At 66.9% G+C, this 12,663-nt stretch carries 11 protein-coding genes; 9 read left to right on the forward strand and 2 right to left on the reverse strand.

The genetic code is table 11. From position 1 onward, the window contains the following. The first annotated feature begins 61 nt into the window (after nucleotides 1–61). Complete coding sequence (locus ACWDV4_RS05750; RefSeq protein ID WP_449975182.1) at nucleotides 62–451, forward strand: hypothetical protein; 390 nt, start codon at nucleotides 62–64, stop codon at nucleotides 449–451. Next, nucleotides 451–1,593, forward strand: coding sequence for a hypothetical protein (locus ACWDV4_RS05755; RefSeq protein ID WP_449975183.1), 1,143 nt, complete (start codon nucleotides 451–453; stop codon nucleotides 1,591–1,593). The genes ACWDV4_RS05750 and ACWDV4_RS05755 overlap by 1 nt, the downstream gene beginning before the upstream one ends. Nucleotides 1,594–2,209: 616 nt before the next feature. Here the strand turns inward: ACWDV4_RS05755 and ACWDV4_RS05760 are convergent. After that, nucleotides 2,210–3,160 carry an alpha/beta hydrolase family protein gene (locus ACWDV4_RS05760; protein ID WP_449975185.1) on the reverse strand — a complete coding sequence of 317 codons (951 nt, stop codon included), beginning with the start codon at nucleotides 3,158–3,160 and terminating at the stop codon, nucleotides 2,210–2,212. Nucleotides 3,161–4,225: 1,065 nt separating this feature from the next. Here ACWDV4_RS05760 and ACWDV4_RS05765 point away from each other — a divergent pair. Then, nucleotides 4,226–4,348 (forward strand): hypothetical protein, encoded by a 123-nt coding sequence (locus tag ACWDV4_RS05765; RefSeq protein ID WP_449975187.1) that lies wholly within the window; start codon nucleotides 4,226–4,228, stop codon nucleotides 4,346–4,348. A gap of 64 nt (nucleotides 4,349–4,412) precedes the next feature. Then, the gene (locus ACWDV4_RS05770; RefSeq protein WP_449975189.1) at nucleotides 4,413–4,934 is read left to right on the forward strand and encodes a hypothetical protein; all 522 of its coding nucleotides are present in this window, start codon (nucleotides 4,413–4,415) and stop codon (nucleotides 4,932–4,934) included. A gap of 169 nt (nucleotides 4,935–5,103) precedes the next feature. Here the strand turns inward: ACWDV4_RS05770 and ACWDV4_RS05775 are convergent, their stop codons facing one another. Beyond that, nucleotides 5,104–5,697, reverse strand: coding sequence for a hypothetical protein (locus ACWDV4_RS05775; protein ID WP_449975190.1), 594 nt, complete (start codon nucleotides 5,695–5,697; stop codon nucleotides 5,104–5,106). Nucleotides 5,698–6,407: 710 nt separating this feature from the next. Here ACWDV4_RS05775 and ACWDV4_RS05780 point away from each other — a divergent pair. From ACWDV4_RS05780 to ACWDV4_RS05800, 5 genes are all read left to right on the forward strand, one after another. Further along, a complete protein-coding gene (locus tag ACWDV4_RS05780; RefSeq protein ID WP_449975191.1) occupies nucleotides 6,408–7,745 on the forward strand; it encodes an MFS transporter in 1,338 nt (445 codons plus the stop codon). A gap of 450 nt (nucleotides 7,746–8,195) precedes the next feature. After that, entirely contained in the window at nucleotides 8,196–9,380 is a 1,185-nt protein-coding gene (locus ACWDV4_RS05785; RefSeq protein ID WP_449975193.1) for a peptidase M23, read from the forward strand. A 545-nt stretch (nucleotides 9,381–9,925) separates the two neighbouring features. Beyond that, nucleotides 9,926–10,762, forward strand: a complete 837-nt coding sequence (locus tag ACWDV4_RS05790; protein ID WP_449975194.1) for a CPBP family intramembrane glutamic endopeptidase — start codon at nucleotides 9,926–9,928, stop codon at nucleotides 10,760–10,762. Next, on the forward strand, nucleotides 10,762–11,937 hold the full coding sequence (locus ACWDV4_RS05795; protein ID WP_449975195.1) for a sensor histidine kinase: 1,176 nt from the start codon (nucleotides 10,762–10,764) through the stop codon (nucleotides 11,935–11,937). The genes ACWDV4_RS05790 and ACWDV4_RS05795 overlap by 1 nt, the downstream gene beginning before the upstream one ends. Then, nucleotides 11,934–12,593, forward strand: coding sequence for a response regulator (locus tag ACWDV4_RS05800; RefSeq protein WP_449975196.1), 660 nt, complete (start codon nucleotides 11,934–11,936; stop codon nucleotides 12,591–12,593). Before ACWDV4_RS05795 ends, ACWDV4_RS05800 begins: the two co-directional genes overlap by 4 nt. Nucleotides 12,594–12,663 lie beyond the last annotated feature (70 nt).

Below are 12,663 nucleotides of genomic sequence, written 5' to 3' on the forward strand. Positions count from 1 at the left end.
GGCTTGGTCTGTAGTGTCGACGATCGCCATTCTGGGTTCCCTCGACAGGAGACAGGACACAATGCCGACGTGGTATGAGCTACGTGAGCATGTACGGACCAAGTACGAGCTGGAGGATCTCGAGGACGACTGGTTCTCGATTCTCTGGAAGTACGAATCGGGGCGCACGCAGAAAATTTTGGTGTGCTGTTATGAGGCCTTCGACCAGGAGTGGATCGAGTTCCGCAGCTTCGTCTGTAAGGGGGATGAGCTGGCGCCTCGGGTTGCGCTACGCAAGAACGACGACTTCAGTCTCGGTGCGCTCGCTCTCGACGAGGACGGCGACTACGCCCTTATCCACCACGCGCTGCTTGCCACGCTCGACCCGGATGAGTTCGCCGTACCACTGCAGGTGATCGCTGCCGTGGCGGATGAGCTGGAGGACCAGTTGAGCGCTCGGGACGAGTTCTGATGTCGGAAGATGTCGACGAGGTGTTCCTGCCGGCTGGCTGGGAGAACGTGCAGCGTGGCCCGAAGCACTGGACCTCCGATGCCCGTAGCGACGATCCGGCTGCCCGGGTGGTGTACCCGCCGACGGGATCGGGTCTGGGCAGCGGGAAGTCGTTTCTGTTCCTGTTCGGCTTCAAGACTGCCAGTGGGCAGGATCGGTCGATGTTGGACAGGGAACTCGCCCATATCGATGATGATGTTGCGGTTCTGCGTGCTGCGGGATACACGGTTGTCGTCGACCGGCAGGCGAGCCGGGACGATCTGCGGGACGCGGTCGTCGGCAAGGGGGCCGGCGTCGAAGGGCTTATCCCGGCCGGCTTCTACTGGAGTTCACACGGCCTTGATGACGGTAGTTTGGAGTGTTGCGACGGTGCCGTGATCTCCCCGGGGGACATCGACCCGGCCAGTGTTTCACCAGGGCTGCGGCTGGCGGTCATGGGTGCCTGCTACGTCGGCGCCTACGCGCCAGCGTGGCGTACGGCGTTGGGTGGGTATCCCTTGGTCGCCGGATGGGGCAGTCCGGTGACGATCGAACGCGCTGTCGATTTCCTGGAGGCGGGCAGGGAGACCGACGTCGGTCTGGACGATCTGATCGAGCGTTGGCTGTTGACCGACGATCCGATCCCGGCCCCGGCCTCGGCGGTCACGACGGGTCTGTCGCCAGCTGCCGCGACCGGTGGACGGGTCGGCCCGCTGCAACGGCGAATCCGCGCGATCGCCGCGCACCTCGGCGCCGAGTGGGTGGAGCAGGACACCCACTACGATCTCGCCGTTCCGCTGCCGGAGCAGCGTACCCATGTGGTGCAGGTTTTCGTCGTCGACAGTGCCGAGCCGTTCACTGAGGGCGTGCAACTCTGTGGGATGGAAGCCGGAATCGGGCCGATGTCGGTACTGATCACCCCGGAGCAGTTGCTCGCCGCTTCGGCCCGACCAGGGTATAGCCGGATCGCACTGGTCGCCGGAAGCACTGGTGTTCCACAGATCGTCGCCCAGTCGTTCACCCCGCTGGCCGGTGCGTCGAGCCAACAGTTGGCCGCGCACTGTTATCAGGTCGCGCTGAGCGCGGACACCCTGGAGTACCGCATCTTCGGCGGCGACGACTGAAGCTCACAGGTCAGGGCCTCCAGGTGGCCGAGTAGCCGGAGGGAAACCTATCTCCCGGCTACTCGGCCACCCGGACCCGGACGTCGGACGTTACGGTGAACCGTCGCGCCGCCCGCATCCGCTCTCGCCTGATCCGCCCGGTGGCTTTGACGAGGCATGGCCGCCCTGGCCCCGACCGGGACGCCCGTCTCTATCGGTATGGGAACGGTTGCCTGGCGTGGACGAGCGGAAAGAGTTGGTGGCCGTCGTGGTGCGCACCGACTACACCAACGAGGACGCCTCGCATGGGTCCGATACGACCTGGAGATGCCCATGGGCTCCTCCACTTCGCGGTGAGCGGATCATGAAGCCAAACGGGGGCGGAGGCAAGGGCGCAAGCGCGCTTGGCCGTACAGCCCAACACGCGCCCGAACACAATCCAACGCGCAGCCGAACGCGCAGAGAGAGCTGGCGCGTAGCCTCAGCCCATGAATCGTGGTCGCCCACAGCGCGATCAGTGGTCGCGGGTTGATCTCCCGGAGCTGCTGGCTCGAGCACGGAAACCGGGTACTGCGCGACAGGCTGGATGTGCTGTTGGGCAGCACATCCAGCCTTCCCGAACAAGTTGGGCGGAGCGTCAGCCGACGCCCTCGAAGATGACCTGGGGGTCGGTCTGTGCGGGTGAGCCCCAGACCAGGTCGTAGCTGGCGCTGTCATCGGCGAGGTAGTACCGGAACCAGTCGGTCAGCAGTCGGCGGGTGATCTGGAGCTGGGTCGCGCGGGTGATCGAGCCGCTGTCGCAGAAGAGCCCGGTCGAGTCGATGAAACCGCAGTGGAATCCGCCGCGGATGGTGCGCAGTTGCTTAGGTGCCTGCTTGCTGTTGTAGATCGGGCGCTGGTGGTCGGCGATTCCGGCGATCGTGTCTCGTTCTCCCGCTACGAGCATCATCGGCTTGGTCAGTGTCGCTGCGGCGGTGACTGCGGACGGTGTGGTCTCGGCGGCGGCGAGGTTGGCCACCGCCGTCACCGCGCTGTTGCGGGACGCGGCGAGCACACTGGCACCGCCGCCCATCGAATGACCGGACAGGCCCAGCTTGTCCTGACGTACGTGCTGGTAGAAGCGCGATCCGCTGACCGCGTCCTGAGCCACCAGGTAGTTGAGCGCGGCGTTCATCTCGTCGGCGAAGACGCCGTGGTTGACCGACAGACCGGTCTGGGTGTTCGGCAGTCCGACGATGAAGCCCCATGAGGCCAGATGCTGCACCGTGGTCGTGTACTTGCTGATGGCCTGGAAGAAGCCGTGTCCGAAGGAGATGGCGGGGAACTCACCTGCGGCTACCGGCGCGTTCTGGGTCGCGGAGGTCGCGGGATAGTAGTACCGAACCGTGAACGAGCGCCCGCTCAATGTGACGGTGGCGTCGGCGTATCCCACGAGGTGAGGGCCGGGGGCTGACGTGTCCGCGACAGTCGGCGAGGCCACGCCGGGCGCGGCCGGTGCGGCAATCGCGGGTGCGGCGATGACGGGCGACACCACGGTAGCGGCACCGGTCGCCATCGCGGCAAGGATGAGGGCGGCTCTCCTGAGCATTGGTTTTGCTCCTCCCTGGAGGTCGGGTGTTTCGCTCAATGAAAAACCGTTTCCCTTCCATATTCAAGTATGGAAATATTTCGAGTTGGCGGACGATCGTCTTTGGCGCCGCCCGCGCGCTGCCTGGCCACTCTCGACCGGCACGGCGAACTCCCCGAGAACTCGTCATCTCAATGCTGCCCAGACCGCCTGAGCCGCCCAGACCGCCCGAGTCGGCCAGACGGGAGGCCATGAGACGACAAGTCGCAGAACCACAAAAAGCTAGATGCAGAACGAGCAGCAGGACAAGCGGCAGCACGAGCGCATCTTCAGGACCATCGGTGTTGTGCGTGCCGCATGGGGTGGCCCAGACCGTGCTGGCCGACGCTCGGCGCAAACGTCGCCACCGAGCGATCAGCCAAATCGGAAGGACTGCCCCAGCGTCGCCGTCCCGTCGGCCATCGCGGCCGAAGCCGCACAACCCGAGACGGCTACACCGCGAGGGCCGCACGGGGCCAGGACGGTCGGTGCGGATGGATGATTGAGGATAGATCAGGCTCACTCCGCTACCGCGGACGTGTTAGCGCTGACGCCGCCGTCCTCCGCCGAGTCCCGGTCTTGTTGCCGGTCGGCCACCTTGGGCACGAGGTCGAAGACCTACCCATTTTGTGGGTACGGGTAGTACTCCAGTCGGGGATGCTGATTTTGGCTGAGCTGCGCCTCGGTGTGGTGCGGGTACGAGGGTAGCTACCGTCGATCATGGGCGGTTGCGTGGACTGGCCGTGACGCAGTGGTCGCTGTCGGATACAGAGTAGATGTCAGCCCGGACGGCATGCAGGACCTGCTGACCCGGGTAAAGCGGGACGATGCAGCAGTCCGTGCTGAAGTCCGCGACTTCGTCGGCGAACACCTCCCGGGTTCGGTATGGACGCGAGTCTGGCCACGGTAGCGGCCCAGGGAGGCGCATACTGCGGCGCGCGGAACGAGCTGATCGGAAGGTACGACGCCGTAAGCGGAAGCAGGAGAGGTAGTCATACATCACCGTGCGCCACCAGTGGAGATGAATATCAGTCCACCCGGAGTGGCATGAACGCGCATCTGACCTGCGGCGTCTCCAAGCGCCGTACATTGGCGGCTCAGACTGCTGTGACCGAGCTGCCCGCAGTATGCCTGTCCTGGCTCAGCGCGCAGGCCGGCGCGGTCGATTGAGCTGTCGCTTCGCCGGCTATCGGCGGCGCGGTGCCCCAGCCTGTCAACGGCTACCATCTCCGGTGTGTCGATCTTCCCGTACGAGCCGTACAGTCCCGAGGGGCTCGCGGCGCGCTGGGTGCAGTGGGCTGCGGCCACCGGACCGTGGAGAAACCCGGTACTGGACCGGACCGGCCGTTACGCGCACGTGCGTCAGCCGAAGGACGTGTGGTTTCTCGCAGGCTGCTTCGGTGGGGCCGTCGAGCGGCGGTGCACCATTCCTTCGGACCGTCCGCTGTTCATGCCCGCGTTCAACATGTGGTGTCCGAACGGCACGTATATTCCGCCGCTACCCCAAGCGCGAGGCACGGTCCACGTCGATGGGCAGCAGCACCCCGTTGTCACCATCGACGTGGCGAAGCTGTTCGACGTCCGTGGCGCGTTCCTCAATCCTGTCACCCGCGTCTGGCGGGCCGTCCCGATGCGGGTCTGGGGCATCTGGGCGATGGTCGACCAGATGTCACCCGGCGAGCACACGGTCCGCTTGGACGGCACGGATGGGCACGGATTCAGCGTTACGGCGACGTATCACCTCGTCGCGAGCTGAGGCGCACCGTCACAGATTCCCTGGGGGACCCATCGGTGTCGTACTTAGCCGACCAGCCGGTGCCGGGTGCAGGTGACAACAGCCGAAGCTCCTCCAACAGATCGAACAGCTCGACGTCGATTACCTGGTGTCCGGGCGGAGCGGGCTTGTGGTTGTAGCTGTACCGATCTCAGTGATCGAGAGGATCATGGCCAGGACGGACGAGGTTCTCGGCACCCGCAGGGTCAGAGAAGCTGGCTCGACGGGGCCTACGAAATCGTTGCAGTAGCCTGGCCCCGATCACGGGTACCAGGTGTAGTACGACAATGAGCAGGACGGTCAGCGAGGCGATCTGGCTGATTGAGAGCCCTTGCAGTGCAAGCACTAACGACGCGTATGTGCCTGTGAACAGTACGTGGATCGCGACACGTAGGAAAGTTCCTTGAATTGACGTGTCCGTGTCGGGTCTGTCGAGTTTGGCGGCGCGCTGCCTCATTGTTGTGACCGCCGCTGTGATTGCGATCAGCGTGGCGATCTGCAGCGCCCAGAAGGCGGCCGTTCCGATGCTGGCCTCGTTGGTCAACGATGGCATGGCGATGGTCGTGGCCGCGAACACGATGAAGGCCGGCGGCCAGGTGAAGGCAAGGGCGGATGTCGCTGCCAGTGCGGCCGTTCTCGGTAGACTGACCTGCGGTCGAACCTGTTGTTCGATGCGGGCGATTACATCGTCGGAGGCCCATACCAGTTTGCGGGCCGAGCCTTGGTCGGGTGCCGGGCTTGACATGCGGGCAAGCCTAGACGATCTATTCCAAGAGGTCAGTGGTCGTAGGCAATGAGTGAGCGCATGACGTGCAGGCGTGTCAGTGTCATTCGTCCGGTAGGAAGCCTTACCTTGCCCCCGTACGGCCTAGGAAGGAGCGGCACCACCCCCCGGCCCTTGTTCATGCTCTGTTACACGCATGTCATTCAGGGTCAGTGGCTCGTCGGCTGAGCGTCGGCGCTGCCAACGTATCAGGGCCAGGACGCCGAGCAGTAGCGATACCGCGAGCGTGGCGTACAACCACGGTGGCGCGGCTAATGGGGACGGATGTGGCTCAGGACCGCCGAACGCGGCCCGAGTCAGCAGGCCGCCGGGCACCTCAATGTCGCTGACGCCGTCACCCGAGCACACGGCAGAGTACGAGGTGCAGCAACCGCAGCACCACAGATCACGATGATGTCCAACGTGACAGCGGCAGCAGATCGTCGCTGGTCAGCCCCCGTGAGGCCTTTTTGGAACCCCGCAGGCTTGGCGTCAGCGCTGCAGCAAGTGTGAGTTTCCACCATCGGTCGTATAAGGGCTCCGACAGCCGCCATGAGGCCCCAGAAGAGGCGTCCGTAGGGAGCCGGGAGATGAGAGATGCGCCGCACCGACGCGATGACGTCGGGGCCCTGACTCGCTAGAGTAGGGAAACGGCGTTTCCATTCGTGCCACTATAGGGCAGAGGAACCAGCGTGCAGCGCAGCCAGGAAGGCACCGCCATCGCACCGGAGGCCGGTGAGCAGAGCATCACGTTCGGCCCACTCCGACTCTCGCCGGGCACGACCCGGACCAACATCAGCGGGTACTACTGGCTGGCGCTGACGTCGATCATGACGTTCACGTTCATCCCGGCCGCGCAGACCGCGCTACTCACCTCCATCCTGGGCGTGCCCAAAGGTGAGCAGGGTTCGATCGTGGGCACCGCTGGGCTGATCGGCGAGATCGTCCTGATCGCGGCGGTCGGCCTGGCCGGTGCCTGGTCCGACCGCCTCGGACGACGCCCGATCGTGGTCGGCGGCTACGTCCTGCTCGGCCTCGGCGTCGGCATGGCACCGTTCCTCGGCTCGGTCCTGCCCTACTACCTGGCCCGGGGCGTCGCCGCCGTCGGCATGGCGATGGTCACTGTGATGCTCACGGCCGTGGTCGCCGACTACGTCCAGGACACCACCCGTGGCAGGGCCAACGGCATCCTCGGCTTCTGTAACGGTCTCGGCGCGCTCGTCACGTTCTTCGTGCTGATCAAACTGCCCGACATCTTCGAGGGCATCGGGATGGACACGATCGCCGCGCTGCGGGCGACCTACCTCATCGTCGGCGGGCTGGCCCTGCTCACCGCGATCCTGATGCGCATCACCCTCCGGGGCGGCCTGGCGACAACACACTCCGAGCACATCCCGATCCGCAGGCTGCTGCGCGAGGGTGTCGCCGAGATTCGTCGCCCCGGTGTTTTCTTCGCCTACCTCAGCGCCTTCGTCGCCCGGGCCGACCTGGCGCTCGTCGGCGCCTACCTCACCCTCTGGGCGCAGCAGTACGGCACCCAGCACCTTGGGCTCAGCGAGGCCGAGGCGCTGGCCAAGGCAGGTCTGTTGCTGGGAATGGCCAACGGCGTCGCGCTGGTCGGGGCGCCGGCCATCGGCATCATCGCCGACCGGCTGTCCCGCACCGACGCGGTGCTGATCTCCCTGGGGACCGCCGCCCTCGGCTACACCGCCACGATCTTCGTCGGAGATCCGTTCAGCCCGCTCGGCTATGCCGTCGCCGCGCTGATCGGACTCGGCCAGGTCAGCGCCGTCATCTCCAGTCAGGTGCTGATCGCTGAACAGGCTCCCAGCCGTACCCGGGGCTCGGTCATTGGAACGTTTGCGCTCAGCGGCGGCATCGGCATCATGATCGCGTTCGCCGCCGGTGGCACCCTGTACGACAACTGGCGCCCCGCCGGCCCGTTCGTCCTGTTCGGCATTCTGGCCGGGCTGGCCTGCCTGTACGGCTTGGCCGTCCGATCGAGGATCCCCAACCATCCGGTGGGCTGAAAAGTCCCAGTCGTGGGTGTCGGGTTCGTGGCTTGTGGTACTACGGCAAGCGGAGGGGCGCACATGCTGAACAACCAAGCCGACCGGCGCAGACAGGTCATGGCCACCATGGCAGGACTGCGAGTGTCTCCTTCCTGGTGTGGGCGCCGACCCTGATCTGTGCTGTGCGGTAACGCCGCGCTGCGCACGAAACGCTTGATGGAACAGCCGGTCAGGTGCTCGGCGAACCGGGTGACCGCGATAGCGAGGTCAGAGCGCCGATCGTCAGCAACCTGGGGGCGGTCCGGGGTGGCGCGAGGGTGCGACCGGTTCACCTGATCCGGAACATTCGGAAACGTTGCGGCAGGCTGTCTCGGTGGTCCGACGATCCACTGGCCATAGACATATTTCGATCTGTGGTATATCGTCCCTCGGATATATCTCAGCCTCTCAACCCCCTCTGGAGAGGACATGATCAGTACTGAACGCTGGCTCGGTGCCGCCACAACGCTCGTGCTCAGTGCCACGATGATGAGCATCGCACCGAGCGGCGCCCACGCCGCCCCAGCCAACGACGTCACCACCGCCGTACAGCACAAGCTGCTCGAGGAGGCCGCGGTCGCGGCGGACTGGGGAATCCGTACTGCCAGCTTGGCGGACACCCGGGTGACCGTCACCCGGCGGGACGGCGGGGCCTGGGCCTTCGGCACCGCCGTGCTTGTCGCCCCGCACGAGGAAGGGCGCTACCCGTCAGGTTGGATCTTCGTCGCCCGGCAGCAGCGCGGCGACTGGCAGGTCGCCTTCGAGGGCGAGGCCAACTTCACCGAACTGGCCTCGGCCGCGCCCGCCTCCGTCGTCGCGCAACGGGAAAGGGACGCCTTCACCGCCCCCAGCACTCTGGCCGCCAACGGGGACTTCCGCACCGGCATGCGCCTGCCGTTCGCCCTCGGCGCGTCCTGGACCCTCAGGGGTGGTCCACACGGCTGGTCCGGCTCCCCGCGACCGTTCAGCTCGATCGACCTCTTCGGCGGTGACGAGCGGGTGCTGGCCGTGCGCGCCGGCACCGCGTACACGATGTGCAAGGGCTGGATCCGGGTGGTTCACGACCGGGGCTACGCCACGGACTACTACCACCTGTGGAACAACATCAACGTCGACGGCGCCTCCGTTGCGGCGGGCACCTACCTCGGCGACACCGGCACCGACATCACCTGCGGCGGCTCCGCCAGCAGCCGGCACGTCCACCTGGGGCTCCGGCAGAACAGCGCGTACGTGGCAATCGCCACCCACAACCTGGGCAAGTGGGTACCGAGAGAGGGGAGCGTGGCCTACGAGGGTTACGCGCTGCACGGCTCGACTCGCCGCAACGTTCGCGGGACGCTCTACAACTATGGCGCGCTCGGCTTCACCGAGGGAATCATCGACAGCAACGGCGGCACGTCGATCAGCCGACGGTCCGGGCCAGGCACCGGGTACGGCGTGGTCGGCTCGATCGCGGACGGTGCCACGGCGGCTGTGGCCTGCTCGGCGAACGGCACCAGCCACACCGGCCGCTGGGGCACCACCGCCCTGTGGAACAAGCTCACCGACGGTACCTGGATCCCCGACGCGTACCACTACACCGGAGCGGCCAATCCGGTAAACGGCTGGTGCTGACACGCCGCCCCGAGCCGCCCCACACCCACCCGCGCCAACCGGGGTTGGTAACCGGTGGCGGCACGTCAACGGCGGGGCGGACACCCTGCGACGCGGCGAGGTCGGACCTGCCGCGTCGCAGGAACATGCCGCTGCTGGTCAGCCAGAGCCCGCCATCCGGTGCCGGCTCGACGGTGCGTAGCCGACCGTAGACGCCTGGGAAGTACGCCTAGGCGCCAGTGAGGTTGTTGCCGCTGGTCACCGCGCGGTACAACCTGGTCCTGCGGGCGCAGGCGCCAGCCGGCCGTCCTGCCCGAAATTCTCCTTGCGTAGGTCCTCCGGTTGCGAACGGTGAACCGGACGTAACCCGCAGCACGCACCTCGACGGCCAGCCCGAGGGCGGCCCGAGGACCTCCACGGCCCACGTGCTCTCGTGGTTGATTTCGGTTGTCCCCCGTGCGAGCTACACGCAGATGTCCACTGTGCGGTGATGTTTCCAAGCCGCTGAGTTTTTAGCGTCTAGGTGGCTGCGGCGCTCCGGCCGCAGACCTCGCGAAGGAATCATCATGCGATTTTTGAAGCAGTTTCTGGCCGTTGTCGTGGTCACCTTCATCGGCAGCCAGGGCGTCCTAGCCGTGCAGGGGAATCCCTGGTTGACGCTGGTACTCGGTATCGCGACAGCCGTACTCGCGGTGCTCACCTACGCGTGGGTGGTGCGGCGGACGGAACGCCGCGCGCCCACGGAGGTGGCCCGGGCCGGAGCCGTTGCCGCGACTGGCCGGGGAGTGCTGATCGGTGTCGGGATGTGTGCTTTCGTCATCGTCAACATCGCGTTCCTCGGCGGCTACCAGGTCAGCGGGCTGGGTTCGATGACGGGTGTGGTGGGGCTGTTCGGCTTCATGGCCGTCGCCGCCGTCACGGAGGAGCTGATCTTCCGCGGTGTCCTGTTCCGCATCATCGAACAACGCACGGGCACCTGGATCGCCCTACTACTAACCGGCGTGGTTTTCGGCCTGATGCACCTGACCAACCCGCAGGCCAGCCTGTGGGGTGCGATCGCCATCGCGGTCGAGGCCGGCTTCATGCTCGCCGCCTGCTACGCCGCCACCCGCAGCCTGTGGGTGCCGATCGGACTGCATTTTGGCTGGAACTTCGCCCTGGCCGGTATTTTCAGCGCCGAGGTTTCGGGCAATGACACGGCGAAGGGGCTGCTGGACGTCGTGATCTCGGGTCCGACGCTGGTCAGCGGCGGCGAGTTCGGGCCGGAGGCGAGCCTGTACGCGGTGGGTGCCGGCGTGGCGCTGACCGTCGTGTTCATGTGGCTGGCCCACCGCCGCGGTCATCTCGTCCCGCGTCGCCGCCGCGTGGACGCCGCCGAAACGGCGACCGCTACGGTTTCCTGATGCGCGACCTTCGGATGTTCCCGGACTCGTGGCGGCGCTGGCCCGTCACGGTCCGGGATCTCCCGCTGGCGCTGCTGGTCGCCCTCGCCTCGGCGGTGCCGGCGCTGCACAACCACGGTACGCAGCTCGGCGACATGCCCGGTCGTCCGTTCGACGCGCTGGCCGTGGTGGCGATCGCCCTGGAGTGCCTTCCGCTCGCCATCCGCCGGCGCTGGCCGGCGCTCTCCCTCGCCCTGGTGTCGCTCGGCTTCGCGATCGACCAGCTCCGCGCCTATCACACGGTCGCGGGCACCGCGTTGGCGATCGCGCTGGTGAGCGCGGGGGCCCACCTGGAACGCCGTCGGCGTACCAGCGTGGTCCTGGCCTCCGCCGCGTACGTGGCGCTGGCCGTCGCCCTCGACCGACAGGGCTCGCCCGAGGGCGTGACCGGGTTTGTCACGTTCTACCTGGCGCTGGCCCTCGCCTGGGGCATCGGGACCTGGCTGCGGCAGTCCCGGGCCGCCGAGGCCGAGCGCCGCCAGCACCTCGCCGAGACCACCCGCGCCGCGGAACGCACCCGCATCGCACGCGAACTTCACGACATCGTGACCCACCACGTGACGGCCATGGTCGTCCAAGCCGAGTCGGCGCGCTACCTGACCGCCGTACCCGACCGCCTCGACCAGACCCTGACCGCGGTCGCCACCACCGGCCGGCGGGCCATCACCGACCTACGGCACCTACTCGACCTGCTCAACCCGGACCACGACACCGACCCGCGAACGCAGACCGAGTACGCCACCCGGCTTCACGTCGGTGAACTCCACACCCTCGTGGCGCAGACGCGGCAGGCCGGCCAGCCAGTGGAGTTCACGGAGGAAGGCCATCCCCAGGAGACGGTCGGCAGCGCCGAGGTTGCGACCTACCGGGTCGTGCAGGAGGCGCTGACGAACGCCCTCAAGTACGCCCACGGCAGTCGCACCATGGTCCACGTGCACCACACCGCGAGGGAGATCACTGTGCAGGTCAGCACCGCCGGCGCGGGTCCGCGCACCGCGTCACCCGGCGGGAGCGGCCGGGGCCTCGCCGGCCTCCGCGAACGGGTCAGTGTGCTCGGCGGCGAGTTCAGTGCCGGCCGGCGGCCGGACGGGGGCTTCGTCGTCCAGGCCCGCATCCCCGCCGGCAGCGTGTCGTGACCGCGCCGATCCGCGTTCTGGTCTGCGACGACCAGGCGCTCATCCGGACCGGATTCGCCACCATCATCGACGCCCAGCCCGACATGGAGGTAGCCGGCGAGTGCGGCGACGGACGCGCCGCGGTAGACCTCGCCGGCCGGCTGCACCCGGACGTGGTGGTGATGGACGTACGGATGCCGGTGCTCGACGGCATTGAAGCCACCCGTCTGCTGGCCGGTGCCGGCGTGGCGCATCCGGTCAAGGTTCTCGTGGTAACCACGTTCAACCTGGACGAGTACGTGTACGCGGCGCTGCGTGCCGGCGTCAGTGGGTTTCTGCTGAAGGACGCACCCCCCGCCCAACTGCTGCACGGGATCCGGACCGTCGCCGCTGGCGCGGCGCTGCTGGCCCCCGAGGTGACGCGCCAGCTCGTGGGCAGGTACGCGGCGCGCATTCGGCCCGCCGAGGGGGCAGCGGACAAGATTCCGCTGGCCCCACGCGAACTGGAGGTGCTTCGCCTGATTGCCGACGGCCTCTCCAACAGCGAGATCGCGGCGACGCTGGTGATCAGCCAGGAGACCGTCAAGACGTACGTCTCGCGCATTCTCACCAAGCTCGACCTGCGTGACCGCGTGCAGGCGGTGGTCTACGCCTACCGCCGCGGCCTGGTGACCTGAGACATCGGCCGGATAGTTCCCCTGATCCGGATCGGGGCCTTGGTCCCACGAGATAGAGGGCCAAGGGCAC

The sequence above is a fragment of the Micromonospora sp. NPDC003197 genome, from assembly GCF_053590565.1.